Genomic DNA, 23,456 nt, shown 5'->3' with positions numbered 1-23,456 from the left:
CTAATGCTCCGTTGCGTTAGTACTGCCAGGGAAATGGTGACCAGTCGGGGGCGCGCTTCTCGAGGAACGAGTCGCGGCCTTCGACGGCCTCATCAGTGCCGTAGGCAAGCCGGGTTGCTTCCCCAGCAAATACTTGCTGACCGACGAGCCCGTCGTCAACAGCATTGAGCGCAAATTTCACCATGCGGATGGCCGTTGGCGACTTGGTCATGATCGTCTGAGCCCAGTCGTAGGCGGTCGCTTCGAGCTCGGCGTGCGGCACGGCGGCGTTGATCGCTCCGGCGTCGAGGGCGCGTTGGGCGTCGTACTCGCGAGCGAGGAAGAATACTTCGCGGGCAAACTTTTGGCCGACTTGGCGGGCGAAATAGGCGCTGCCGTAGCCGGCGTCGAACGAGCCGACGTCGACATCCGTCTGCTTGAATCTGGCATGTTCGGCGCTGGCAATGGTGAGATCACAGACCACGTGAAGGGAGTGCCCGCCGCCCGCTGCCCAGCCGGGAACGACGGCGATTACGACCTTGGGCATGAAGCGGATAAGGCGCTGTACTTCGAGAATGTGGAGGCGCCCGGCGGCGGCACGACGCTTCCCGGCGGCGGCGGCAGCTTCGGCCTCGGTTAGTGCCGCGTCGCCGGCTGCAGCGGCGGCACCGGCCGCTGTGGGGTTCGTGGCACCCTCTTGACCTTCGTACTCGTAGCCAGCACGCCCGCGGATGCGCTGGTCGCCGCCGGAGCAGAACGCCCAGCCGCCATCTTTTTCGCTCGGTCCGTTGCCGGTAAGCAGCACGACGCCGATGCGGGGATTCTGGCGAACATCATCCAAGGTTTGGTAGAGCTCGTCGACGGTGTGCGGGCGAAAGGCGTTGCGCACTTCGGGGCGATCGAAGGCGATGCGCGCTATCGTGCCCGTCACATCGTGGTGGTAGGTGATGTCCGTAAGGTCATCGAACCCGGCGACTGATCGCCACAATTTTTCGTCAAAGATTTCTGAAACCAGCGCCATGGCTCCACCCTAGCTACCGGCTTGCGCAGCGGCGGCATGCCGGACCGTGGATGCTCAGCTTTCGCCAGCGGTGAACACGCGTTAGTTAGCCACCAAAGTAGCGAAACACTGTCACGAGGCCAATCGGGTTGGCAAGGATGGCGAGCGCGAGCCCGAATGCCGCCCACCGACGCTGGTAGCCGAGAACCAGACAGATGACGGCGGTGATGATGGCCGAGATCGAAACAATGATCGTCGCGTAGCTGAGTGCGGTGCCGGCGCCAAAGTTTCCCCCGGTAGCAACGAGCATCGCCACGATGAGCAGTACAAGGGTCGCGAAGCCCAGCAATGCCGCGATATAGCCGAGCCAGGTTGGGCGCGGTCGGCGAGCAAGGTAGCCGTCGGGGGCAGCGTCGTCAGGGCCGTCATCGTTAAAATTGGGGTCGTCTGCCGAGATTTCGGGATCGTCGTCGACGACTCCCACCACGTAGTACGGCACAACTTTCGTCGCAATACGATCAATATCCCCCGGATTAGTCACGCAATAACCCTAACTGACGGTGGAACTTGCCAGACTAGGAACATGTTCCCTTCAGTGAACGAAATTCTCGACACCGCTCATGTGGTGTCCCTTCCCATGACATCCCGTTTTCGGGGCATCGATCAGCGTGAGGCTTTGCTCTTTCGCGGCCCTCAAGGCTGGAGCGAGTTCTCTCCTTTCGTCGAGTACGACGATGCTGAGGCGACCGTGTGGCTGATGGCCGCGATCGACTATGCCTTCACCGAGACTCCCCCGCTGGTGCGCGACCACGTTTTCGTGAACGCGACCGTACCGGCGGTTGCCGCCGAGTTTGTCGAAGCCGTGCTCGAGCGCTTCGATGGCTGCCGCACCGCCAAGGTCAAGGTCGGCGAGCCAGGCGATACGCTCGCGGATGATGTTGCGCGCGTTGCTGAGGTGCGTCGCGTCATGGGGCCGGCCGGTCGCATCCGCATTGATGCGAATGGCGCGTGGACGGTCGATGAGGCAGAGCGTGCCGTTCATGCTCTCGCTGAGTTCGACCTCGAATATGTGGAACAGCTCTGCGCCTCGGTGGAGGAGTTGGGCGAACTGCGGGGCCGAATCGCGTACATGGATATCCCGGTTGCCGCCGACGAGAGTGTACGCAAGGCAGCAGATCCTCTGGCGGTTGCTCGGTCGGGCGCCGCAGACTTGCTGGTCATCAAGGCACAACCGTTGGGTGGCATCTCTCGGGCTTTGAGCATCGTCGCCGAGGCACAGCTGCCCGTTGTGGTCTCCAGCGCCCTTGAGACGTCGGTGGGGCTCGCAATGGGTGCGCATTTGGCCGCGGCGATCGACCCGCTCGACTATGACTGCGGGCTGGGGACGGCGTCGCTGCTCGCTGCCGATGTCACCGCTTCTCCCCTGCGGGCCCGCGGTGGGCGCATCGAGGTGCGGCGAGTGGATGCTGACGAGGCTCTCCTTACCCGGTGGGCGGCAAATCCGGAGCGCACTCAGTGGTGGCTTTCTCGCCTCGAACGCTGCCACGAATTAGGTAAAAACTACTCACTGTAGCGATCGGTGTGCTCACTATGCTGGGCACTGTTGACCGCTTGCCGAGGAGTGAAAATGACTGTTGTGTCGTGTCGGGTTCCCGCTCGTTTGCCCGTGCGCCTGCTGGCGCTGAGCCTGGTGGGATTGGGCGCGCTGACAGCCTGCTCCACTCCGGAACCCGCCACCGAGACACCGGTCGCTGAGGCGGAAGCAGAAGCAGCGCTGCCGGAGGCAGAACAGCCCGAGACAGGACCAGAGTGTCTGATCGGTGACTGGTACATCGCTCAAGATCAGATGCAGGCGTTTTACTCAGCCGTGAGCACCTCAAGTGAGGGCGTCAACATCACGGTCGATGGCGGCACCGGACTAACGTTTACTGAGTCCACCTACGCCTACACCCCCGATTTCTCGATTCTCTTGACCGTCGCTGGGGCGGATGGCGTCGGCAGCATCACGGGCGGTGTCACCGGCGATTACACCGCCAACGACACTGAGATCACCACGTCGCATGATGTGAGCGCCGTTGCCGTCTCGGTCACGGTGTCTGGGGTCACGATCGATGGCACGGACCTGTTCGGCGCGTTCATGTCGAGCGCCCCCATCAACTCAGCACCGTATGAGTGCACCGCCGACGGGCCCGTTCTGCAATTCGCTACTGGCGAGAGCAGCCCGCGAGTTCCGATTCAGCTGACTCCGGCCGGCTAAATCCAGCGAACGACCGCGGCGATCGACCGCACCCAGCGTGCGTGCTTACAGGCCTGAGTAGGCGTGTAGTCCCTTGAAGAAGAGGTTGACGATCGTGAAGTTGAAGACGATCGCAGCGAACCCAACAATGGCTAACCAGGCGGATCGTGAGCCACGCCAGCCACGAGTTGCCCGCGCGTGAATGTAACCGGCATAGATGGTCCAGATGATGAAAGTCCAGACCTCCTTGGTGTCCCAGCCCCAATAACGACCCCAAGCCCGCTCGGCCCACACTGCACCAGCGATGAGAGTGAAGGTCCACATGACGAAGCCAACGACGGTGAGGCGGTACGCCAAAGTTTCGAGGCGATCTGCGGCAGGCAGAGTGTCGAGAAAGCGCAGCTTGAGGGCCTTGCCTGATTCACGACGCGACTGCATGAGCTGCACGATCGAGAGCCCAGCCGCTAGCGCGAAGACGCCAGTGCTCAAGCTGGCAACGAAGACATGGATGACCAACCAGGCTGATTGCAGCGCTGGCGGCAGCGGCACAACATCCACATAAAAGCTTGATGTGCCAACGCCCAAGGCGATCAGCGAGAAACCGGTGATGAACGAACCCAAGAAGCGGAGGTCTTGCCAGAACTGAACCAGCAGGAACACACCGACAATGAGCGCGGTGGCGGTGAGCGTGAACTCAAACATGTTGGCCCACGGCACCCGATTAGCGGCAACGCCACGGAACACCACAGCGCCGACGTGCAGCACCCAAGCGATCACAGTGAGCGCCATCGCGAGGCGCAAGTACTTGGGCGAGGCGGGGCGAGCAGCTTCTGCGCCCGAACGCGGCGCATTGTCGCTCGTCAGCGTGCTGGTTGCTGTGCCGACAGCGGACGAACCCGCAGCGGCAGCCATCACACCAACACGGCTGGTCGAAGCCGAAGTCAGCCCGGTCGCGGCAGCCGCGGAGGCATCACTCGATTCGGCAGAACGGCGCGCCACATCGACGGCGAACATCACGAACGCCAACGTATAAATCGCCATCGCTGAATAGACAGCGATTAAGGAAAACGACACAAAGGTCTCAGTCACGAATCCACCCTAACGCTCAGTTGCTGGGAATGTTTATCCGCGAACTCGGCGACTGCCGCTTCGAGGTTCGGGTCGTCACCACGTGCCAGCGCCGCGTACTCGATCGTTGTCGTGCCTGTCTTGTCTGTCGATGCTGCGACCCACATCCGTCGTCGTGGCACAAACAGGCTTGTCACGAGGCCAGCAATCACCAGAATCGCGAACAGCAGCACGGGGCCCTGCGACGGATCATGGTGCACATCAAGCGAGACGAAGCGTGGGATGCTCGCCAACTCGACGCTGCCGAGACCATTAGGCAGCTCTGCCCGATCCCCCGGAGTTAAGCGAATGGTGTCGGCCTCAGAAGTACGACCGGCGATCTGCTCAAGCGAGTCTGTGTTGAGCGCGTAGGCATTGGTGCCTTGACCGTTGTCGAGGCCGAGATCGCCCTCATACACCTCCAGCGTGAGCGTCGGAGCGATGAGGTCGGGATACACCGAAACCAACGCGCCAGTGCTGAGCGCATTAGTGGTGGGGTAAAGAAAGCCGAGCATGCCAATCTGCTGCTCTAAGCCGTCCGGAATCTTAATCACGCACGTACTGCCCAAGTTGGAGTCAAAAGGCAGACAGGCTGTTGGCTGCGACCAGATGACGGCTTCGTCAGCGTCTCGAACCGTGAGCACCGGCGCATAGCCATTTCCCAACAGGTAAACGTTGGTGCCGCCAAGGCTCAGCGGCTCATTGACCTTCACTCGAGCAGACTGTGAGGCCTCACCACGCATGGTCGTTGTCACATTCGCGGTGTAGTCAATGGCCTGCCCAATGGCATCCTTGTTCGACTGTTCATACACCGGCACGAACGAGTCAAGCGCAATAGTGAATGGCTCGAGCGCGGTATCGGCAAAGAACCGACCAGGGTTGAACGAGTCATAGCTGGCGAGCGAGTTGCTGAACGCATACCCCTCAACGACGACGCGCTGCCCGGTGTAGCCGAATCCACCACCGAGGCCGACGGCCAAAAGAACACCCACGAGAGCCGAGTGGAAGACGAGGTTGCCGGTTTCTCGCAAATAGCCACGCTCAGCACTGACCGAATCGCCATACAGCTCGGTGCGGTAACGCTGCGAGCGCAGCAAGCGTCGAGCGCCGTCAACCGCAGTGGCAGCGTCTGCCTCAGTAGTGCGAGTCGTGAAGCCTTCGAGGCGCGAAAGCCGTGCCGGAGTCTTCGGGGGGCGAGCACGAAGCGCATCGAAGTGATGCTTCGTGCGGGGCAAGACACAACCGATGAGCGAAATAAACAGCAGCAGGTAGATCGCCGAGAACCACACCGAGGTGTACGTGGTGAAGACCTGGAAGAAATCGAGCACCGCTGCGGTGTCGGGATAGTTGCGGTGGTACGCCACAACACCGTTGGGGTCAGAACTAACCTGCGGCACGAGGGAGCCGGGAATCGCTGCCACAGCCAGCAGCAACAGCAGGAACAGCGCGGTGCGCATGCTCGTGAGCTGACGCCAGAAGAAGCGCGCATACCCCACGAAGCCCAGCCGCGGCTGCTGAATTTTGCTCTGGGGAACCGGAGCATCCATGTGGTCACTGGGACGCGTAGCATCCCCACCGGTCACTGGATCAGAGGAGTGTGTCGAAGCCACCGATCACCGCCCCCAAACTTGTCACGATTGCACGCCACACGCCGGTGACCATGAGTACTCCGATCAGCACGAGTAGCCCGCCACCAATCAGATTGATTAGGCGGATGTGGCGACGCATCCAGGTGACCGACGTGGTTGCCCAGTTCAAACCAAGCGCCACTAACAGGAACGGGATGCCGAGACCGAGGCTGTAGGCGATGCCGACAATTGCTGCGCGCCCGGGGTCGCCGCCATCCAAGACCATGCTGCCAACCGCAATGAGCGTTGGGCCAACGCAGGGTGTCCAGCCGAGCGCGAACACAATACCCAGCAACGGTGCGCCAGCAAGACCAGTCGCAACCTTGAACTGCGGTCGGATCGTTCGCTGCGCAAAAGTGACTTGCCCGATAAAGACAAGCCCCATGACGATCACGAGGGCGCCAGCGATTCGGGTGATGAGATCAAGCCACGGCCGCAACAATAGGCCGGCAGTGCCGAACAGCACGGTGAACGCGACGAAGACGATAGTGAAGCCCAGAATGAACAGGCCAACGCCCAGAACGAGCCGCTTGGTGCTGCCCTTCTCTTCGGCGCTCGTAAAGCCGCCGATGTAGCCGAGGTAGCCCGGCACGAGAGGCAGCACGCACGGAGACGCGAAAGACACGAGACCCGCGAGCAACGCGATCGGAATCACAACAAGAAGATTGCCACCGAGAACGAGCTCGCCGATCGGGCTCGACACTACTGGCCCTCGGCGACGACAGAGTCAATCATCGCTTCGAGGATGCTCGGATCACGGATGAGGCCACTAATACGGGCGGCGACTTTTCCATTGCGGTCAACCACGAGGGTGGTTGGCACCGCGTTGGGGGGAACGGAACCGGCGAACGCCAGTTGAACGCCTGCAGTTTTCGCATCGACGACGGACGCGTAGGGCACACCCCACGCGGTGGCGAAGGTTCGCGCCGTCTCGGCGGTGTCAGACACATTCACACCCAGGAACGGAACGTCAGCAAATTGAACGCTCAACTCGGCAAGATCGGGGGCTTCGAGTCGGCAGGGCGGACAACTGGAGTACCAAAAGTTCACGACGTACACCGAACCATCGAAGTCACTACTTGAAACTTGTTCGCCGGTATCGAGCACGGCTTCGTAGCTGACGGGTGCGTCGCGTTCAGAAGCGGGGATCTCGACGGTCGAACCATCACCCGAGATATAACCCTCTTCGGACCCGTTCTCGTACTGCTCGGCCAACGACTCGTTTGGGCTCGAGCACGAAACCGTGAGAAGAGCAGAGACCGCCACAATGGCGGCGATGAGGCGGCGGTTCACACTGCTCCTAGATCGATGGATGCTGCGAGCAATTCTCCCGCAGGTTCCTGATAGTCAACCTCGACGAACCTGTCACCCTCGCGGGCCAACGTCGTGATGCTCGACAGGGTGCAGCGACGATTGCGGGGGTCGTGCGCGAGGCGCATCTTTTTGACCGAACGCGCGACCATCACGATCGGCATCTGGTGGCTCACCATCACTACTTCGCCACCCTCAGCCGCAGACCACGCCGCATCGACGGCGGCGAGCATCCGCGCTTCAACGCTGACGTAGGCTTCGCCCCAGCTCGGCTTGAGCGGGTTGATCAGTTGCGGCCAAGCCCTCGGGTTGCGCAGCACTTGGGGAAATTGAAAACGACCGCCCTCAAACCAGTTGTAGGGCTCTACGAGGCGATCTTCGGTCGTGATGGGGAGCTTGTAGCGATCGACCCAGGGTTGCGCTGACTCTTGGGCGCGCTGCAGCGGGCTCGCGTAGAGCGCGGTGAGGGGCCGATCGGCAAGGCTTGCGGCGGCAAGGTCTGCCATTCTGTGGCCGAGTTCACTGAGGTGATAACCCGGCAGTCGGCCATAAAGAATGCGGTCTGGATTGTGCACTTCACCATGGCGGACAAGATGGATGAGGTCTGCTGGCACGCCTCTCAGTCTACGTCGAGTGCCTTGACGCACTTTCTCCGCCGGGATGCCTTGTAAACTCGGCGCTGTGACTACACGCACCCTTATTAAGAACTTGGCCGCCGCGAGCGATGGAGCAACCTCCGTTTCGGGTTGGGTCGACAAGGTCCGAGATCAAAAGAAGGTGCAGTTTGTTGTGCTGCGCGATGAGTCGGGTGCGGTGCAGCTTGTTCACCCCCGCTCATTTAACGAAGACGGAACACCGGCTGAGGATGCTCTCGCCGACATCATCTCTGGGCTTGCCCAGGGCACCTTCCTCACCGCAACCGGTGAGTTGAAGCACGATGAGCGCGTCAAGCTCGGCGGCGTTGAGATCAAGCTCGATGGGCTCGAGCTTGCCGGCGAAGCGATCGCCGAGACTCCCATTGCTGAAGACTCCAGCGTCGACAAGCGCATGGACTGGCGCTTCCTTGACCTTCGCGTTCCGCGCAACAGCCTCATTTTCCGCATCCAGACCACGCTTGAGCACGCGTGGCGCACCTACTGGGTCGAGAACGACTTCATTGAGGTTCACACCCCCAAGCTCATGGCGAGTGCCAGCGAGTCGAAGGCTGAACTGTTCGAGGTTGAATACTTCGACACCAAGGCCTACCTCGCGCAGAGCCCGCAGTTCTTCAAGCAGATGGCTCAGGCTGCCGGCTTCGGCAAGATCTTCGAGATTGCCCCCAGCTTCCGTGCCGACCCCAGCTTCACGTCACGTCACGCCACCGAGTTCACGATGGTTGACAACGAGATCAGCTGGATCGACAGCCACGAAGACGTCATGAAGATGCACGAAGAACTCATGGTCGTTGGCTTCCAAGCTGTCAAAGACAAGCACGGCGAAGAGATCGAGAAGTTGTTCGGCATTGAGTTGACCGTTCCGACCACGCCGTTCCCCCGCATCCCGCTTGCCGAGGCTAAGCAGATCGTCAGCGACCGCGGCTACACGGTGCCGCGCGCCGATGCTGACATGGACCCGGAGGGTGAGCGCCAGATCGCCGCCTACGTGAAAGAAACTTTCGACCACGACTTCGTGTTCTTGACTGACTACGCCGCGAGCATCCGTCCGTTTTACCACATGCGTCACGCGGATGATGCGGGCCTCACGAACAGCTACGACCTCGTCTACAACGGCGTCGAGATCTCCACTGGCGCTCAGCGCGAGCACCGCGTTGACGTGTTGGAGGCGCAGATTCGCGACAAGGGAATTGATCCAGCCGAGCTCGACTTCTATCTCGACTTCTTCCGTTACGGAGTGCCGTCGCACGGTGGCTTCGGCATGGGCCTTGGCCGCGTGCTGATGCTGATGCTCGGCCTGCCGAACCTGCGTGAAGCCACGTACCTGTTCCGCGGACCAACCCGCCTCACTCCGTAGCCCTTATGTGGGGCTCGCGAGGGCCTCACAGTTCGACACACCGAACCCATAGCCAGCGCATAGCCCACTAAGGCAGGATGACGACATGTCAAAGAAAATTGATGCCGCACTCAAAGATCTGAAAAAGGCGCTCAATAAGCATGCGGAAGTGGTGGGCACCAAGCCCGTTTCGCTAAAGAAAGCGCAACGAGCGAGCGCTCAGGTTGCCGCGGCGGCAACCAACTATGCCGAGATTGTGCACGCCAAGTCTGGACAGGGCAATCCGTTCGACGACATGCTGCAGCCCGGGCTAGACAGTGGAACTCTCGCGTCGCTGGCCGCTGAGCGTGACTCGATCAAGAATCACCTCACGGGCCCCATCGCCATAAAGAAGTAGGGCCACCGCGCGCGCCTTGCAGCTCGCCGGCGCTACAGTTTGTGGCCGCTACAGCTCGTGGGCTCTACAGCTCGAAGTCGACCGCTGCGCGTTCGCGAGTGTTCGCTTTGACCACGGCTCCGGCCTCAACGTGCAACGGATGTACGCCGTAGGCCGCAACAGCCTCAATTGAGGTGTGGTCTGACTCCAGGATGACGTGCCAGTTCGTCGCGGCGTTAGCAACGTTTTGGCGCACGGTGAGCCGCTCTAGGCCATCGATCTGGCCAACAAGCGGCTCAAGCGCTGCGGCCATCGCCTCGGCGGCGACCTTCTGGCCCTCAGGGTCTTCGGCGTTGAGCTTCCACATGACGACGTGACGGATCATTCGGATTCCTCCAAGAGTGCGGCGCTCAGCCGCGCGGGGTCGACACGCCACAGGGTGTGAACGCGGTCGTTGATGAGCACTACGGGAATCTCATCCCAGTGCTTTGCGTGAAGTTCTTCGTCATCGAGAATCGACTTCTCGGTAACGTCGATCACGAGCTCAGGAGAGAGTTCAGCGATGACGCGAGTGATCACATCCCGAGCATCGTCACACAGGTGACAACCGGGTTTCGAAATCAAAGTAAGACGTTTAGTGGCCACGACCCTAGAATAATGCCGATGCCCGAGGTAACGACGCCCCTGACCAGTCAGAACGCTGTTCTGGCTTTCTTTGATGTGGACAACACTCTGATGCGTGGCGCAAGTGTCTATTACCTCGCCAAGGAGGCCTGGCGCCGAGGAATCGTGGGGTGGCGCGACATTTCTCGCTTTGCGTGGCACCAATTCCGTTTTATTTCGGTTGGCGAGAATCACAAGCACATGGCCACTGCGCGCGAACGTGCGTTGGCCATAGTCGGCGGGCACTCGGAACACACGCTCTTCGAATTGGCTGAACAGATCTATGAACGCGATATTTTGCCGAACTTGTGGCCTGAGACTGTCGACCTCACTCGTGAGCACCTCGCGAAGGGTCATGAAGTGTGGCTCGTTACGGCAACTCCACAGTTTGTCGCGGAGGTCATTGCCGCGCGACTCGGACTCACTGGCGCGCTAGGAACCCGCGTTCACGCCAAAGATGGCATTCTCACGGGCGAACTCGACGGTCACGTGCTTCACGGAGACGAGAAAGCTGTCGTCGCCACAGAGCTCGCCGAGCGGCTCGGAGCCGACCTCGCTGAGTGCTGGGCGTACTCCGATTCCAGCAACGACATCCCCTTGCTGACTGCAGTGGGCCACCGCGTTGCGGTGAATGCGGATGCCAAACTCACGCATCATGCCGAAAAAATGGGTTGGCAGGTCATGCCGCTCAACCGCGCCGGCCTGAAAGAGGCAAGAAAACGCGTCAAGCGGGAAGCCAAAACGGTTCGCAAAAGCCGGCGTTAACGACGAACACCCGATCGCTCTTTCGAACGGTCGGGTGTTCGGCTTTGAGACCGCCCTTAAGGACGGTCAATAGTCGTTAGGACTACTTACTTCTTGTTGCGGCGCTGGTGGCGCGTCTTACGAAGCAGCTTGCGGTGCTTCTTCTTGGCCATACGCTTACGACGCTTTTTGATGACTGAACCCATAGGGACCTCACTGATTTCTGAACGAACCGACCCGGTCCGATTCAGAACCGCGGAAAGACATACCGGAAGAGTTTACCGCACCGGGCGGGTTTTGCAGATTCGAGGAACAAGCATCGAACCCAGACTGAATGTTAGCTGTTAGCCAACCTCAGAAATTGAGGGTGCAACCGCATTGGCCACGGCCGATTCCGGAATGCGAAATGACCGGCCAAAGCGAACTGCGGGCAGTTCTCCTGAGTGAACAAGGCGGTACACGGTCATGTTCGAGACACGCATCATGTCCGCTACTTCAGCGACGGTGAGAAAGCGCATCTCAGAAAGATCCCGTGACATTGGTCTAGCCCCTTTTAGCTCACAGACGGCTGCAAAACACATTCAGTGTGTGACTGAAGTGCTAATCGGTAACACTAGGGGCTGGTGTGACTCGCTGTAAAGCCCTAATGCCGCAGCTGCGGCGCGCCTTCGCTCTAATCGTTACCGAAGATGCGAGTGCGCATGTTGCGGGGCAGCTTCTTGGCAGCCTCCGAAACATCGTGCAACGCCGAGCGAGCCTGATGAGTTCGCTCAGCGACTTGGCGGCCAAAGTTATCGCCAACATCTGCCCCCGACCACGCCGCAAAGGCGCCGGTCGATTCGCGAACCGCGTCGTCGAAGTCCTCATGGAAGTCCGCACTCAGGAAGGGGATCAACCAGTCTTCAACCTCCTCAAGGGGCGAGGAGTCGAGGCGGTAATAACGGTGTTGACCGTCTTCACGCACCGAAACCAAACCATGATCGCGCAGCACTTTAAGGTGCTTGGAGACAGTCGGCTGGCTCAAATCGAGCTTCTCAACAATCTCGCTCACGCTGAGTTCACCACTCGGGGAATCAGAGGCGATGTACTGCTCAAGCAGCACTGTTAGAAGGCTACGCCGCGTTGAATCGGCTACTACGTCAAAGATGTCGGCCATTGCATAAGGGTAGTCGGGCTGGCTGGGTAGTACCATGGCCTCCTGTGCGTGGGGAGAGAAAACTTATGAGTCCGCGGGCACCCATGCGTGCACATAATCGTGATCGCAGTATCGCCGGTCAGATACGTGACGTTGTAGATCGCTTCGCTGCGGCGACCCCAGCTCGATTCGCGATCGCCATCTTCTCGGCCCTCGTGATCGTGCTGACCACTCTGCTCGTGTTGCCCATTTCGGCTCGCGACGGGCAGGCCACTCCCCTTGTAGATGCCCTTTTCACCGCAGTTTCGGCGATTTGTGTCACGGGCCTCACGACACTGGATATGGCCACTCACTGGTCGGCATTCGGCAACACCGCAATCTTGGTCGGGCTTCAGGTCGGCGGAATCGGCGTGCTCACCCTCGCCAGCATGCTTGGCCTGGTTGTTTCTCGTCGCCTCGGACTGCGCCAACGACTGATCGCTGCCAGCGATTCCAACCCGTCACGAATTCACGTCGGCCCCGTCTCTGAGTCGCAAGCGATTCGCCTCGGTGAAATTGGTGGGCTCCTGGCCACTGTCGCGATCAGCGCCCTAGCCATCGAGTTCGTTCTCGCCCTCGTCATCATTCCCCGGCTGCTGGTTGAAGGCCTCGATGTGTGGCCCGCCATTTGGCAAGGGTTCTACTTTGCGGCATCCGCTTTCACGAACACTGGTTTCGTGCCGTCCGTCGGGGGCATGGAAGCTTTTGCTCAAGACCCGTGGATGCTCGGAGCCATCGGCACTGGCGTCTTTCTGGGTAGCCTCGCTTTCCGGTCATCTTCGCTGTCGTTCGCAAGCTCAAGTCTGGAGCTCGCCTGTCGGTGCACGCTCGACTCACGATCACCACGACGATACTGCTCATCATCTTTGGCGCTATCGCCGTCATAGTGCTCGAGTGGAATAACGCCAATACCCTTGGCGGCCAAAGCATCATGTCGAGACCTCTGACGGCCACATTCCTTTCGACGATGACGCGCTCTGGCGGTTTCGCCACGATTGATATCAACGAACTCAATGGCTCGTCGCTGCTCGTATTCGACATGCTGATGTTTGTGGGTGGCGGCTCGGCATCCACTGCTGGTGGCATCAAAGTCACGACGCTTGCTGTGCTCTTTTTGGCCGCGCTGGCCGAAGCCCGCGGCGATAACGACATGCACGCCTTCGATCGCCGCATTCCCACGGATGTCTTGCGTTTGGCCGTCAGCGTCACGCTGTGGGGAGCAACGATCGTTGCTATTTCGACCGTCGCAATTCTGCAGATCACGAAAGAGCCACTCGATCGGGTTCTGTTTGACGTGATCTCTGCCTTTGCTACCTGTGGTCTATCCACGGGGCTCACCGAATCCCTGCCCGATAGTGGCAAGTACATTCTGGCCGCCACCATGTGGGCAGGCCGAGTGGGAACAGTTACGCTGGCGGCAGCCCTTGCGGCCAGTCAGCGTCGTCAGTTGTTCACCAGAGCAGAAGAGAGGCCAATCGTTGGTTGACAAAATTCCGCACAATGCACCGGTTCTAGTGATCGGCCTCGGCCGCTTCGGTGCTGCCACCGCCGGTCAACTTCAGCGCCTCGACCGCGAAGTTCTCGCGATCGACGCCGACCTCAACCTCGTTCAAAAATGGTCAGAGCGTGTCACCCATGCAGTGCAGACGGATGCGCGCAGCATTGACGCGCTTCGCCAGATCGGTGCTGAAGATTTTTCTATCGCCGTCGTAGCTGTTGGCTCGTCGATCGAGGCGAGCGTGCTCATCACCGCCAACCTGGTCGACCTCAAGATTCCCCAGATTTGGGCGAAAGCGATCAGTCGTTCGCACGGCAAGATCTTGAACCGTATCGGCGCCAACCACGTCATTTACCCTGAGGCTGAAGCCGGCGAGCGCGTTGCTCATTTGGTGTCGGGGCGGATGCTCGACTTCATTGAATTCGATGATGACTTCGCCATCGTGAAAATGTACCCACCGAAGCCGATTCGCGGAATTCCCCTCAGCGAGTCACAGGTTCGCCGCAAGTACGGAATTACCGTAGTCGGGGTGAAGTCACCCGGCAAGGAATTCACTTATGCCACTCCAGAGACCGTGATCTCGAATCATGATCTGGTGATCGTGAGCGGCAACTCAGAAAACATTGAAAAGTTCGCGACTCTCGCGAGTTAGCCCCGTTTGCGGACTGATTCTTCAACCCCGCGTACCTGTATCTTGATTCAGTGAGCAAACAACGGGCGACCCCTGGGTCGCAATCTTCGCTCCGCGAAGCTAACCGCGCTCGCATAGTAGACGCGGTGAAGCATCATGGTGGGCTCACCCAGATCGAGCTGTCGGGCATTACAGGGCTTTCTCCCGCCACCGTTTCCAATATCGTCAAAGAGCTTGTGGCCGCCGGAGTGCTCGCGACCACCATGAGCACGCGCAGCGGCCGTCGCGCCCATCAGGTGACTCTTGCCCGCGCTCTTGGCCTCGTGGCTGGCGTGCATTTCTCCGAACGCCACATGCGGGTAGCGCTCGCAGATGTGGCTCACACGGTTGTTGCTGAGCAACACATGCCGCTGGCAAAAGACCACCGTGCCGACAACGAACTCAATCGTGCCGCTCAACTGATCACCGACATGCTTGAGTCGGTTGATGCCACCCATGACGAGATTTTGGCCGTCGGCTTGGCCATGCCTGCACCCATGAATGTGTCGAGCGGCATCATTACCCGAACCGGAATCATGCGCGGCTGGGATGGCGTTCCGGTGGCTGAGTCTTTGGGCATCCGTCTCAACAGCCCCGTGTATGTGGACAACAATGCCAACCTTGGGGCGCTGGCGGAGTACCGCACCGGGGCGTTGCGAGGCAAACCGAATTCGCTGTACATAAGTGTCGACGAGGGCATCGGTGCTGGGCTCATTCTGAACGGCGAAGTGTTCCGCGGCCACAATGGCACCGCGGGGGAATTTGGGCACATGGTGCTCAATGAAGATGGCGCCCTGTGTCGCTGTGGAAATCGCGGCTGCCTAGAAACGCTCGTGGGCGGCGACGCCATCATCGATTCGGTGCGGGCAGGCCGCCGCGGGCTCAAGTTGCACGATGTTGTCGTGAAGGCGATCGGCGGGGACGCGGCGAGCATCCGGGCGATCGCCGACGCCGGCCGTCATTTGGGCATCGCTGCGGCAAACATTTGCAACGTTCTTGATCCCGATCGCATCGCGGTTGGGGGCGAGCTATCGCAGGTGGCGAGCTGCTACTCGGCCCAATGCGGCATGCCATGGAACGGGCCGTAATCGTCGGCCCCGATCGTGCGGCCGATCTGGTGCAAAGCCAACTCGGTGCCCGCACTGAGCTGCTTGGTGCTATCTCGTTTGCTATCGACCAGCTCACTATCGGTACTGAATCGACAACCGCCCAGGCTGTCTCGTGATGTGGGGTGTCCGGTCACGGCGCGGCGCCGGCGTCATTGCCTCGCTTCTGTTCGTCATGCTGTTTCTCGGTGGCTGCACCATTGTCGGCGCTTCCAGCGCGGGGGCTGAGTTTCGGATCGCCTTGCTGCTTCCGGAGTCGAAGACCGCTCGCTATGAGGCCTACGACCGCCCCTTCTTTGAAGCCAAGGTTGCCGAGTTGTGCCCGCAGTGTGAGGTCGTGTACGCCAACGCGGACCAAGATCCGGCGAAACAACAACAGCAGGCAGAGTCAGCGTTTGCTCAAGGAATCAGCGTGCTCGTTCTTGACCCGGTTGATTCTTCGGCGGCGGTGACGATTGTGGCGTCGGCTCAGCGGCACAAAGTTCCGGTGATCTCCTACGACCGGCTAATCGGCAGCCCCGAGTTGGCGTTCTGGGTGTCGTTCGATAACGAAAAAGTCGGCTCACTTCAGGGCAAGGCGCTCGTTGAACGATTAGCTAAGCAGGGGCTTTCCTCTGGCGACATCGTCATGATCAATGGCTCCCCCACTGACAACAATTCACGGCTGTTCAAGAAGGGCGCGCACAGCGTCATCGACGGCAGCGCGTATACCGTTGTTGCCGAATTCGATACTCCGGATTGGAGCCCAGACAAAGCCCAAGAGTGGATGGCCAGCCAGGTCACCCAGCACGGCGACAGCCTTGTTGGCGTTTACGCCGCAAATGACGCCACCGCGGGCGGCGCAATTGCGGCGCTCAAATCAGGTGGCGTGCAACTGCTTCCCCCGGTCACCGGTCAAGACGCTGAGCTCACGGCCATTCAGCGCATTGTGAGTGGCGACCAGTACATGACCATTTACAAAGACTTCAAGCGGGAAGCAGAGATCGCCGCCTCCCACGCAGTTTCACTGCTCGACGGTAAAACTCTTGTCGGGCAGAGCACCGAAACCAACGGCATCCCGACCACCCTGCTGACCCCGGTAATCGTCACCATCGAGAACATCATGGAGACGGTCGTTGCTGACGGTTTCTACACGGTGGAGCAGATCTGCACCACCGAATACGCTCAAGCGTGCGCGGCCGCGGGGATTCAATAATGGCGCGCCAATTCAGCGGCGACTCTCGCGCGAACCGTGCGGGCGCATGCGATTCGCGCGCACACGTTTCGAGCACGAAAGAGAGCGTCTTATGACCGAAGTCACTCAGACTGTTTCTGACGATGAGCCGATCCTCTCGATGCGCGGCCTCAACAAATCGTTCGGCGCGATTCAGGCGCTGATCGATGTGTCGCTCGACATTTACCCCGGCGAAGTCGTGGCGATCGTCGGCGACAATGGCGCAGGCAAGTCGACGCTCGTGAAGATTTTGGCCGGGGTGCATCAGGCCACCTCGGGCACGATCACCCACTACGGCGATGAGGTTTCCCTCGCCAACCCCACGGATTCCCGCGATCTTGGCATCGCGACGGTGTTTCAAGATTTGGCGCTGTGCGACAACCTCGACGTTGTCTCCAACCTGTTCCTCGGCCGGGAGCTAGGCTCTGGGGCCCTCAACGAGGTCGAGATGGAGCAACGCACGTGGGAGCTGCTGCGACAGCTTTCGGCCAAGATTCCTTCGGTGCGCACGCCCGTTGCTGGACTTTCTGGTGGCCAACGCCAGACCGTCGCGATCGCACGCTCCCTCATCGGAGACCCGACGATTGTCGTGCTTGATGAACCAACGGCGGCGCTCGGAGTCGCCCAAACTGCTGAAGTGTTGAACCTGATCGAGCACTTGCGAGAACGCGGGCACGGCGTCGTGCTGGTGAGCCACAACATGGCCGACGTGCAGGCCGTTGCCGACCGTGTTGTCGTCTTGCGCCTCGGCCGCAACAATGGTGATTTTGCCGTCGCCGACGTCACCTACGAAGACATCATCGCGGCGATAACCGGCGCTACCGACAACGCGGTGAGTCGCCGCGCCACGTTACAGGGCGCGAACTTCACCCGCGCCAAGGAGGGACTCAGCTCATGAGCACTTCCACGCCCCGCCCACCGCGCGATTCCGCTCCCCCGGCCGAGCTCGCGCCCGCGACCGGCATCGCAGAATCATTGGCCGCCTTCCGGGCCCGCGTCAGCGGCGGTGACCTCGGCGCGATCCCTGTCGTCGTCGGACTTGCAATCATCTGGACCGTCTTTCAGATCCTGAACCCCACGTTCCTGTCGAGCGCCAACCTCGTGAACCTCGCAATGCAGTGTGCCGCGCTCGGCACTATCGCGCTCGGCGTTGTTCTCGTCTTATTGCTCGCCCAAATCGACCTCTCGGTCGGCTCGCTCTCGGGGCTCGCCGCGGCAATTCTGGCCGTCGCCTTCACCCAGCTGAACTGGCCATTGCCCCTAGCAATCCTCGCTGCGCTAGCCGCTGGCGCACTTTTTGGCCTGTTCTACGGCTTTCTCCTCACCCGTTTCGGTGTGCCCAGCTTTGTCATTACCCTCGCCGGACTCCTCGGGGTCTTGGGCCTTCAACTGTGGGTGCTCGGATCCCTCGGCTCGATCAACATCCCCTTCGATTCCTGGATCGTGCAATTCGCCCAACTAATGTTCTTACCCGCCTGGCTCTCGTATGTGCTTGCCGCGCTCGCCACGCTCGCCTACGTCGGTTCCCACCTCTCGCTGGCCAACCGTCGCCTGCGTGCCGGACTACTCCCAGAATCACGAACATCGATCCTCTTACGGGGTGGCCTGCTCATCGTCGCGCTCGTGTTCGGAGCCTGGTACCTCAACACCGACCGCGGCATCGGGCTCATGTTCTTGCTCTTTGTCGTGCTCGTGGTCGCGGTGGACTTCGCGCTCAAACGCACTCGCTGGGGGCGGTCGATCTATGCGATCGGCGGCAACGTCGAAGCAGCCCGGCGTGCCGGCATCCGGGTCGATCGGGTCTATATTTCGGTGTTTATGGTCAGCGCGACGCTCGCAGCTCTCGGCGGAGTTCTTGCGGCATCACGCTTGGCGGCGGCCAACCAGAGCAGCGGGGGCGGCGACACCAACCTCACCGCAATCGCCGCGGCAGTCATCGGCGGCGCAAGCCTTTTCGGCGGCCGCGGAAGCGCCTGGTCTGCCCTGCTCGGCATCGTCGTCATTCAGTCGATCTCGAGCGGGCTCACTCTGCTGAGCCTCGACTCGTCAGTGCGCTACATGGTCACCGGAGCAGTACTGCTGCTGGCCGTGATCATCGACTCGCTGTCACGCCGCTCACGCGCGCTGCACGGCCGCTTCTAGCCGCACAAGGCGCGTACTGCGAGTGGAGGCTGCTCGCTAGCGCTACGGAGGCGCTAGCGGGCAACCAGAGAACTAGCCTGCCGCGAGTTCTTTAGCGCGAGCTAACGCTGCGGCCGTCGCCTTGTCGAAGATCGCCTTGAGGTCAGCAGCCTGAAGCTGCTCGACCGCCCGCTCGGTGGTGCCCTTGGGGCTTGTAACCTGCTTGCGCAGTTGCGCTGGCGAACTGTCGGATGACGCCAGCAGCGCCAGCGAACCCTCAAATGTTCCCGCCACCAAAGTCAACGCCTGCTCGGGCGTGAACCCCATATCGACGGCGGTGCGGGAAAACTCTTCGAGAATCAAAAACACGTAGGCCGGGCCCGATCCGGAAATCGTGCTGAGCGCATCAATCTGCGATTCGGGCGTTTCGACAACAGCGCCGACAGTGCCAAATACGGCACGGCCGATAGCGAGGTCATCTTCAGTGGCCCGCGATCCGGCGCTGAGGCCGGTCACCGCTTTGCCGACGATAGCGGGAGTGTTGGGCATGGCACGCAACACCACGTTGTCGACGATGGCTTCCATCCGCGCAGTAGTGACGCCGGCGGCGACGCTGATGATGATTGCATCGGGCTCAAGGAACGGGGCAAGGTCGGCGAGGGTGTCGGGAATCATGTGCGGCTTTACGCCGAGCATCACAACTTTGGCGCCCTTCACAGCACGAGCGTTGCCGTCAGGAGTATTCTCCAAAGCGAACGACTCAACGCCCTCTGAACGTACGGCAGCAGCCTTCGCTTCCGAGCGGTTTGTGACACGGATGCCCCCGGTTACGGTCACCGAAGGGTCAAGTAGACCCTGCAGGATTGCACCCCCCATTGATCCGGCGCCGACAATTGCAATGCTTGGAAGAGAAGTAGTCACCTGAACATCCTAGGATTGATCCCATGAGCGCGTCTGGCGGAAACAAAGCAATCGTTGCGGCACTGTTGGCAAATGCCGGAATTGCGGTAACAAAGTTCGTTGCATTCCTCGTTTCGGGTTCAAGCTCCATGCTTGCCGAGAGTGTGCACTCTCTTGCTGACTCGGGCAATCAAGGCCTACTTCTCCTCGGCGGCAAGCAAGCCAAGAAACACGCGGATGCCGAGCATCCGTTCGGTTACGGCCGCGAGCGCTACGTCTACGCCTTCGTTGTCTCGATCATCCTGTTCTCCGTCGGTGGCGTGTTCTCGCTCTACGAGGGCGTCAGCAAGCTGCAGGATCCGCACCCGCTTGAGCAGGCATGGTTGCCAATCACGGTGCTGTTGATCGCGATCGTTCTCGAGTCGTTCTCGCTGCGCACCGCCGTGCGCGAGTCGAACCTGGTTCGAGGCAAGCAAAGCTGGATTGCCTTCATCCGTCATGCCAAAGCACCCGAGCTGCCCGTCGTTCTCCTCGAAGACGTTGCCGCGCTGCTCGGCCTCGTGCTCGCCCTCTTCGGCGTTGGCCTCACGATTCTCACCGAGGATTCCCTGTGGGATGCCATCGGCACTATTGCTATTGGAATCTTGCTGATCATCGTCGCCATCGTTCTCGGCATCGAAACAAAGAGCCTGCTCGTCGGAGAAGGCGCAACCGTGAAGCAGCGCAACCTCATCCGCGATGCCATCAACGCTCACCCCGACGTGCGCTCGCTCATCCACATGAAGACGCTTTACCTCGGGCCAGAAGAACTTCTCGTCGGAGCCAAGATCGACTTCGGATCGGTCTCCCGCGTCTCAGATGTTGCCGCCAGCATCGATAGCGTCGAACGCGACATTCGGGAGGCAGAGCCCATGGCTCGCGTGATCTACATCGAGCCAGACGTCTACCGCCGCCCGCCAGAAGCTGCACCGCCCACCGACGCAATCGTCATCGTGGGAAACGATTAGTAGAAAGAACCCGAAACCATGAACTTTGAACCAATCATTCACACCGTGCTCGCGTTGCACATCCTGGGGCTTGCGCTGATCATCGGATCGTTCGCTCTCCAGCTGCGCCGCAAAGAAGGCTTCGAACTCGGCACCATGCTCATTGGTGCCATCACGCAGCTCGTCACCGGTCTCATCCTTGTTGGCCTAGTTCAGATGAATGACGAAGACGTCAACAACGCCAAGATCGCCGTAAAATTGATCTTCGCTATCGTCGTTCTCGTTGCCGTCATGGTCGCTCGCTCGCGTCAGGCCAAAGCCCTCAGCGCTGGCACGAGCGAGAAGAAAGCCACCCTGCCGTTCCTGCACCTTGCGGGCATGGGGGCGCTCATCAACGTGTTCGTCGCGGTGCTCTGGCACTAAGCCACACGGGCTAGCTAACCCGTGTGGTCAGCGATGCCAAGTGGGTCAGCGACGGGCTTCGAAGAATTCGGTCAGCAGCGCAGCACACTCAGCCTCTTGGATGCCCGCCACCACCTCAACCTTGTGCGGAAGCCGGCGGTCACGCAGCAAATCATTAACGCTGCCTGATGCGCCGGCTTTCTCGTCCCACGCGCCAAACACCACGCGCGGGATGCGAGCCTGCAGAATCGCGCCAGCACACATCGTGCACGGCTCGAGCGTGACCACGAGAGTCATCTCGTCGAGGCGCCACGAACCGGTGGCCGCGGCCGCAGCCCGGATCGCCACTACCTCGGCGTGCGCCGTGGGGTCGCCCGTGAGCTCCCGCTCATTGCGCCCAACGGAGACGAGATTGTCGTTCTGATCGAAGACGAGAGCGGCGACAGGAACGTCAGCAGAATCGGCCGTGAGCTTCGCCTCGGCGATGGCCCGCGTCATCCACTGATCGAACTTTGTCACGATCGGTTCTCCTATCGGTCCAGACCTCAAGTAGATTTAGCCTATGCGAGTTCACGTTGCCGACCACCCGCTCATCACGCACAAGCTCACCGTGCTGCGCGACAAGAACACTGCCGCCCCCACTTTTCGGGCGCTGACCGAAGAGTTGGTGACCCTGTTGGCCTACGAGGCCACTCGTTCTGTGCGGGTCGAAGCGGTCGAGATTGAGACTCCGGTCACCAAGACCACGGGTGTCGCTATCAGCTCGCCCAAGCCTCTCGTCGTGCCTATTCTGCGTGCCGGGCTCGGAATGCTCGAGGGTATGGTCAAGCTCGTTCCCACCGCTGAGGTCGGATTCCTGGGCATGGTGCGCAACGAAGAAACCCTGCAGCCCGATACTTATGCCGAACGCCTTCCCGATGATCTGTCGAACCGCCAGTGCTTCGTGCTCGACCCGATGCTGGCCACCGGTGGTTCACTCATCGCTGCTATCCAGTACCTGCTCGACCGGGGCGCTACGGATGTCACGGCCGTGTGTATCCTCGGAGCCCCCGAAGGCCTTGCTGCCGTCGAAAAGGCCATGGAAGGTCGCGACGTCACCATCGTGCTCGGAGCGCTCGACGAGCGCCTCAACGAGAACGGCTACATCGTGCCCGGACTCGGCGACGCGGGAGACAGACTGTACGGTCTCGTCTAGCCGCACACTTTTCTCGCGCGTAACTTGACAGAGGCGCGCTGCATGAAACATCATTGCAACCATGACTGTACAAACTCGCGACCTGACCGCCCTCGTGGCTTCCAGGACCGCTAGCGCGATGCTTACGAGCACTGCGGTGGCGGGCACTGCGCTTGTAAGTGCAGCTTCGTGTTGTCGAATGTGTGCCTAGTCGGCCAACCAGCGCCGGGCGTTCTCACCAGAATTAGCGCCCCCAGATTTTCGTCCTCATAACGGCGACTATCTCACTTGTCACATTTGTTTTTTCCCGAAGGATCACACCCTCATCATCAGAGGCCCTTCACCCCTTCTCCAAGGATTTCTGGACCCATGTCACTTGCAACCATCGAACGTACCCCTCGCACCTCTTTCGCTCCGGCGGCTCCCGCCCTTGCGCCAACTCATGTAGCTCGTGAGTTGTCACTTGCCGTCCAGCCAGCGCGCGACACGCGCCCCGCTGCTGTTACGGCTCCCGCCGTTCCCGCAGCCGAGGCGCCTCGCCTTCGCGCCGTGCCTCAGGGAACTGAAGCCCGCGGCTTTGTCCTGTACGTCGGCATCGACGAACTCAAGGCAGCAGCTGCTGGCACCGACCTGAGCGCCATTGTTGAGCAGCTCAAACTGCTCACGCAGCAGCTCGTGCCCGGCTCCGAAACCCACGCCGCCGTCGCCCTCGCTCCAGTAGGTGCCGGAGGACGCGATGTGGATGTTGTCCGCCTCGCCCTTCAAGACCCCTCAGCCCTTGCCAAGCACCGCCAAGCCGAAGAGCCAGTCGAGAAACCAGCCAGCGGCGTCGTCGTTGACCTCTCCCGCAAGCGCGTACTCATCGACGACGAGCCCGCAGCTCTCACCTACAAAGAATTCGAGTTGCTGCAGTTCCTCATCCTGCGCGAATCACAAACCATCGACCGGGCTCAGCTGATCTCGACCCTCTGGTCTGCCGAAGACGACGAAGCCCCCAACGAGCGCACCATCGACGTCCACATCCGTCGCCTGCGCTCCAAGCTTGGCGCGTACGAAGATGTTGTTCGTACGGTTCGCGGCATCGGCTACCGCTACGACCGTCATCCGGATGTCTCGGTGCGCTTCGCCTCGACGCCCAGCCCTGACTTCATCTAGGGCGCAGCTGCAACCGCTCGCCTC

Annotated in this window: 29 protein-coding genes and 1 pseudogene; 16 read left to right on the top strand and 14 right to left on the bottom strand. The window is 60.6% G+C overall.

Features of this window, described 5'->3' with window-relative positions; genetic code table 11:
* Positions 1–16 precede the first annotated feature (16 nt).
* Together ON14_RS11895 and ON14_RS11890 are read right to left on the bottom strand one after the other, a co-directional pair.
* Entirely contained in the window at positions 17–1,000 is a 984-nt protein-coding gene (locus tag ON14_RS11895; RefSeq protein ID WP_010205396.1) for a 1,4-dihydroxy-2-naphthoyl-CoA synthase, read from the bottom strand.
* An 85-nt stretch (positions 1,001–1,085) separates the two neighbouring features.
* Complete coding sequence (locus tag ON14_RS11890; protein ID WP_010205395.1) at positions 1,086–1,520, bottom strand: hypothetical protein; 435 nt, start codon at positions 1,518–1,520, stop codon at positions 1,086–1,088.
* Positions 1,521–1,562: 42 nt separating this feature from the next.
* Here ON14_RS11890 and ON14_RS11885 point away from each other — a divergent pair, with 42 nt between their 5' ends.
* Both ON14_RS11885 and ON14_RS11880 read left to right on the top strand, forming a co-directional pair.
* Entirely contained in the window at positions 1,563–2,552 is a 990-nt protein-coding gene (locus ON14_RS11885) for an o-succinylbenzoate synthase (RefSeq protein WP_026037709.1), read from the top strand.
* Between the two features lie 54 nt (positions 2,553–2,606).
* Positions 2,607–3,236: a hypothetical protein gene (locus ON14_RS11880; protein WP_010205393.1), complete on the top strand. Its 630-nt coding sequence runs from the start codon at positions 2,607–2,609 to the stop codon at positions 3,234–3,236.
* A 45-nt stretch (positions 3,237–3,281) separates the two neighbouring features.
* Here ON14_RS11880 and ccsB read toward each other — a convergent pair whose 3' ends face one another.
* The 5 genes from ccsB to ON14_RS11855 are packed head-to-tail and all read right to left on the bottom strand — an operon-like array spanning position 3,282 to position 7,875.
* Entirely contained in the window at positions 3,282–4,304 is a 1,023-nt protein-coding gene (gene ccsB / locus ON14_RS11875) for a c-type cytochrome biogenesis protein CcsB (RefSeq protein ID WP_010205390.1), read from the bottom strand.
* A complete protein-coding gene (resB, locus tag ON14_RS11870) occupies positions 4,301–5,869 on the bottom strand; it encodes a cytochrome c biogenesis protein ResB (RefSeq protein WP_010205389.1) in 1,569 nt (522 codons plus the stop codon). Before resB ends, ccsB begins: the two co-directional genes overlap by 4 nt.
* A gap of 40 nt (positions 5,870–5,909) precedes the next feature.
* Complete coding sequence (locus tag ON14_RS11865) at positions 5,910–6,653, bottom strand: cytochrome c biogenesis protein CcdA (protein ID WP_010205388.1); 744 nt, start codon at positions 6,651–6,653, stop codon at positions 5,910–5,912.
* Positions 6,653–7,243, bottom strand: a complete 591-nt coding sequence (locus ON14_RS11860) for a TlpA family protein disulfide reductase (protein ID WP_010205387.1) — start codon at positions 7,241–7,243, stop codon at positions 6,653–6,655. The genes ON14_RS11865 and ON14_RS11860 overlap by 1 nt, the downstream gene beginning before the upstream one ends.
* A complete protein-coding gene (locus ON14_RS11855; protein ID WP_026037708.1) occupies positions 7,240–7,875 on the bottom strand; it encodes a histidine phosphatase family protein in 636 nt (211 codons plus the stop codon). The genes ON14_RS11860 and ON14_RS11855 overlap by 4 nt, the downstream gene beginning before the upstream one ends.
* Before the next feature lie 67 nt (positions 7,876–7,942).
* On the opposite strand from ON14_RS11855, the gene aspS reads away from it, so the two are divergent.
* Together aspS and ON14_RS11845 are read left to right on the top strand one after the other, a co-directional pair.
* Positions 7,943–9,271, top strand: a complete 1,329-nt coding sequence (aspS, locus tag ON14_RS11850) for an aspartate--tRNA(Asn) ligase (protein WP_026037707.1) — start codon at positions 7,943–7,945, stop codon at positions 9,269–9,271.
* Between the two features lie 85 nt (positions 9,272–9,356).
* Complete coding sequence (locus ON14_RS11845; protein WP_010205384.1) at positions 9,357–9,647, top strand: hypothetical protein; 291 nt, start codon at positions 9,357–9,359, stop codon at positions 9,645–9,647.
* 64 nt (positions 9,648–9,711) lie between these two features.
* On the opposite strand, the gene ON14_RS11840 is transcribed toward ON14_RS11845, so the two are convergent.
* Positions 9,712–10,011, bottom strand: a complete 300-nt coding sequence (locus ON14_RS11840; protein ID WP_010205383.1) for a Dabb family protein — start codon at positions 10,009–10,011, stop codon at positions 9,712–9,714.
* Positions 10,008–10,271, bottom strand: coding sequence for a glutaredoxin family protein (locus tag ON14_RS11835; protein WP_026037706.1), 264 nt, complete (start codon positions 10,269–10,271; stop codon positions 10,008–10,010). Before ON14_RS11835 ends, ON14_RS11840 begins: the two co-directional genes overlap by 4 nt.
* An 18-nt stretch (positions 10,272–10,289) precedes the next feature.
* Here ON14_RS11835 and ON14_RS11830 point away from each other — a divergent pair, with 18 nt between their 5' ends.
* Positions 10,290–11,054 carry an HAD family hydrolase gene (locus ON14_RS11830; protein ID WP_010205381.1) on the top strand — a complete coding sequence of 255 codons (765 nt, stop codon included), beginning with the start codon at positions 10,290–10,292 and terminating at the stop codon, positions 11,052–11,054.
* Between the two features lie 86 nt (positions 11,055–11,140).
* On the opposite strand, the gene ON14_RS15520 is transcribed toward ON14_RS11830, so the two are convergent.
* The 3 genes from ON14_RS15520 to ON14_RS11820 all read right to left on the bottom strand — a co-directional run bounded on the left by ON14_RS15520 (position 11,141) and on the right by ON14_RS11820 (position 12,189).
* A complete protein-coding gene (locus ON14_RS15520; RefSeq protein WP_003792170.1) occupies positions 11,141–11,239 on the bottom strand; it encodes a 30S ribosomal protein bS22 in 99 nt (32 codons plus the stop codon).
* A 138-nt stretch (positions 11,240–11,377) separates the two neighbouring features.
* Positions 11,378–11,572 (bottom strand): helix-turn-helix domain-containing protein, encoded by a 195-nt coding sequence (locus ON14_RS11825; RefSeq protein ID WP_010205365.1) that lies wholly within the window; start codon positions 11,570–11,572, stop codon positions 11,378–11,380.
* Between the two features lie 134 nt (positions 11,573–11,706).
* On the bottom strand, positions 11,707–12,189 hold the full coding sequence (locus ON14_RS11820) for an ArsR/SmtB family transcription factor (protein WP_081503571.1): 483 nt from the start codon (positions 12,187–12,189) through the stop codon (positions 11,707–11,709).
* An 83-nt stretch (positions 12,190–12,272) separates the two neighbouring features.
* On the opposite strand from ON14_RS11820, the pseudogene ON14_RS11815 reads away from it, so the two are divergent.
* From ON14_RS11815 to ON14_RS11790, 7 genes and pseudogenes are all read left to right on the top strand, one after another.
* Positions 12,273–13,693, top strand: a pseudogene (locus ON14_RS11815) (TrkH family potassium uptake protein).
* Positions 13,686–14,357 carry a potassium channel family protein gene (locus tag ON14_RS11810; RefSeq protein ID WP_010205363.1) on the top strand — a complete coding sequence of 224 codons (672 nt, stop codon included), beginning with the start codon at positions 13,686–13,688 and terminating at the stop codon, positions 14,355–14,357. Before ON14_RS11815 ends, ON14_RS11810 begins: the two are co-directional and overlap by 8 nt.
* A gap of 125 nt (positions 14,358–14,482) precedes the next feature.
* Complete coding sequence (locus ON14_RS11805; protein WP_010205356.1) at positions 14,483–15,463, top strand: ROK family transcriptional regulator; 981 nt, start codon at positions 14,483–14,485, stop codon at positions 15,461–15,463.
* Complete coding sequence (locus tag ON14_RS16215) at positions 15,448–15,600, top strand: hypothetical protein (protein WP_237719732.1); 153 nt, start codon at positions 15,448–15,450, stop codon at positions 15,598–15,600. Before ON14_RS11805 ends, ON14_RS16215 begins: the two co-directional genes overlap by 16 nt.
* Positions 15,600–16,676 carry an ABC transporter substrate-binding protein gene (locus ON14_RS11800; protein WP_010205355.1) on the top strand — a complete coding sequence of 359 codons (1,077 nt, stop codon included), beginning with the start codon at positions 15,600–15,602 and terminating at the stop codon, positions 16,674–16,676. The genes ON14_RS16215 and ON14_RS11800 overlap by 1 nt, the downstream gene beginning before the upstream one ends.
* A 91-nt stretch (positions 16,677–16,767) precedes the next feature.
* On the top strand, positions 16,768–17,592 hold the full coding sequence (locus ON14_RS11795; RefSeq protein ID WP_010205353.1) for an ATP-binding cassette domain-containing protein: 825 nt from the start codon (positions 16,768–16,770) through the stop codon (positions 17,590–17,592).
* The gene (locus ON14_RS11790) at positions 17,589–18,836 is read left to right on the top strand and encodes a sugar ABC transporter permease (protein ID WP_010205352.1); all 1,248 of its coding nucleotides are present in this window, start codon (positions 17,589–17,591) and stop codon (positions 18,834–18,836) included. The genes ON14_RS11795 and ON14_RS11790 overlap by 4 nt, the downstream gene beginning before the upstream one ends.
* Before the next feature lie 72 nt (positions 18,837–18,908).
* On the opposite strand, the gene proC is transcribed toward ON14_RS11790, so the two are convergent.
* The gene (gene proC / locus ON14_RS11785; protein WP_010205351.1) at positions 18,909–19,736 is read right to left on the bottom strand and encodes a pyrroline-5-carboxylate reductase; all 828 of its coding nucleotides are present in this window, start codon (positions 19,734–19,736) and stop codon (positions 18,909–18,911) included.
* 23 nt (positions 19,737–19,759) lie between these two features.
* Here proC and ON14_RS11780 point away from each other — a divergent pair, with 23 nt between their 5' ends.
* Positions 19,760–20,722: a cation diffusion facilitator family transporter gene (locus ON14_RS11780; RefSeq protein WP_010205350.1), complete on the top strand. Its 963-nt coding sequence runs from the start codon at positions 19,760–19,762 to the stop codon at positions 20,720–20,722.
* An 18-nt stretch (positions 20,723–20,740) separates the two neighbouring features.
* Complete coding sequence (locus ON14_RS11775; protein ID WP_010205349.1) at positions 20,741–21,124, top strand: hypothetical protein; 384 nt, start codon at positions 20,741–20,743, stop codon at positions 21,122–21,124.
* Between the two features lie 45 nt (positions 21,125–21,169).
* On the opposite strand, the gene ON14_RS11770 is transcribed toward ON14_RS11775, so the two are convergent.
* Complete coding sequence (locus ON14_RS11770; protein WP_010205347.1) at positions 21,170–21,622, bottom strand: deaminase; 453 nt, start codon at positions 21,620–21,622, stop codon at positions 21,170–21,172.
* 43 nt (positions 21,623–21,665) lie between these two features.
* On the opposite strand from ON14_RS11770, the gene upp reads away from it, so the two are divergent.
* Together upp and ON14_RS11760 are read left to right on the top strand one after the other, a co-directional pair.
* The gene (gene upp, locus ON14_RS11765; RefSeq protein WP_010205346.1) at positions 21,666–22,298 is read left to right on the top strand and encodes a uracil phosphoribosyltransferase; all 633 of its coding nucleotides are present in this window, start codon (positions 21,666–21,668) and stop codon (positions 22,296–22,298) included.
* A gap of 348 nt (positions 22,299–22,646) precedes the next feature.
* Positions 22,647–23,432 (top strand): winged helix-turn-helix domain-containing protein, encoded by a 786-nt coding sequence (locus ON14_RS11760; protein WP_010205344.1) that lies wholly within the window; start codon positions 22,647–22,649, stop codon positions 23,430–23,432.
* Positions 23,433–23,456 lie beyond the last annotated feature (24 nt).

Origin of the sequence: Salinibacterium sp. PAMC 21357 (assembly GCF_000247645.1) — a bacterium.
In the GTDB taxonomy this organism is placed as follows: Bacteria; Actinomycetota; Actinomycetes; order Actinomycetales; family Microbacteriaceae; genus Rhodoglobus.
Note: the sequence above shows the minus strand (reverse complement) of the source record. Positions and strands in the feature narration are given on the sequence as shown.

What these genes read in the sequence shown, in the direction of transcription:
- ON14_RS11895 (WP_010205396.1), bottom strand. Translation starts at nt 1,000, where the DNA reads ATGGCGCTGGTTTCAGAAATCTTTGACGAAAAATTGTGGCGATCAGTC.
- ON14_RS11885 (WP_026037709.1), top strand. Translation starts at nt 1,563, where the DNA reads ATGTTCCCTTCAGTGAACGAAATTCTCGACACCGCTCATGTGGTGTCC.
- ON14_RS11880 (WP_010205393.1), top strand. Translation starts at nt 2,607, where the DNA reads ATGACTGTTGTGTCGTGTCGGGTTCCCGCTCGTTTGCCCGTGCGCCTG.
- resB (WP_010205389.1), bottom strand. Translation starts at nt 5,869, where the DNA reads ATGGATGCTCCGGTTCCCCAGAGCAAAATTCAGCAGCCGCGGCTGGGC.
- ON14_RS11845 (WP_010205384.1), top strand. Translation starts at nt 9,357, where the DNA reads ATGTCAAAGAAAATTGATGCCGCACTCAAAGATCTGAAAAAGGCGCTC.
- ON14_RS11840 (WP_010205383.1), bottom strand. Translation starts at nt 10,011, where the DNA reads ATGATCCGTCACGTCGTCATGTGGAAGCTCAACGCCGAAGACCCTGAG.
- ON14_RS11830 (WP_010205381.1), top strand. Translation starts at nt 10,290, where the DNA reads ATGCCCGAGGTAACGACGCCCCTGACCAGTCAGAACGCTGTTCTGGCT.
- ON14_RS15520 (WP_003792170.1), bottom strand. Translation starts at nt 11,239, where the DNA reads ATGGGTTCAGTCATCAAAAAGCGTCGTAAGCGTATGGCCAAGAAGAAG.
- ON14_RS11825 (WP_010205365.1), bottom strand. Translation starts at nt 11,572, where the DNA reads ATGTCACGGGATCTTTCTGAGATGCGCTTTCTCACCGTCGCTGAAGTA.
- ON14_RS11820 (WP_081503571.1), bottom strand. Translation starts at nt 12,189, where the DNA reads ATGGCCGACATCTTTGACGTAGTAGCCGATTCAACGCGGCGTAGCCTT.
- ON14_RS16215 (WP_237719732.1), top strand. Translation starts at nt 15,448, where the DNA reads ATGGAACGGGCCGTAATCGTCGGCCCCGATCGTGCGGCCGATCTGGTG.
- ON14_RS11800 (WP_010205355.1), top strand. Translation starts at nt 15,600, where the DNA reads ATGTGGGGTGTCCGGTCACGGCGCGGCGCCGGCGTCATTGCCTCGCTT.
- ON14_RS11795 (WP_010205353.1), top strand. Translation starts at nt 16,768, where the DNA reads ATGACCGAAGTCACTCAGACTGTTTCTGACGATGAGCCGATCCTCTCG.
- ON14_RS11790 (WP_010205352.1), top strand. Translation starts at nt 17,589, where the DNA reads ATGAGCACTTCCACGCCCCGCCCACCGCGCGATTCCGCTCCCCCGGCC.
- ON14_RS11780 (WP_010205350.1), top strand. Translation starts at nt 19,760, where the DNA reads ATGAGCGCGTCTGGCGGAAACAAAGCAATCGTTGCGGCACTGTTGGCA.
- ON14_RS11775 (WP_010205349.1), top strand. Translation starts at nt 20,741, where the DNA reads ATGAACTTTGAACCAATCATTCACACCGTGCTCGCGTTGCACATCCTG.
- upp (WP_010205346.1), top strand. Translation starts at nt 21,666, where the DNA reads ATGCGAGTTCACGTTGCCGACCACCCGCTCATCACGCACAAGCTCACC.
- ON14_RS11760 (WP_010205344.1), top strand. Translation starts at nt 22,647, where the DNA reads ATGTCACTTGCAACCATCGAACGTACCCCTCGCACCTCTTTCGCTCCG.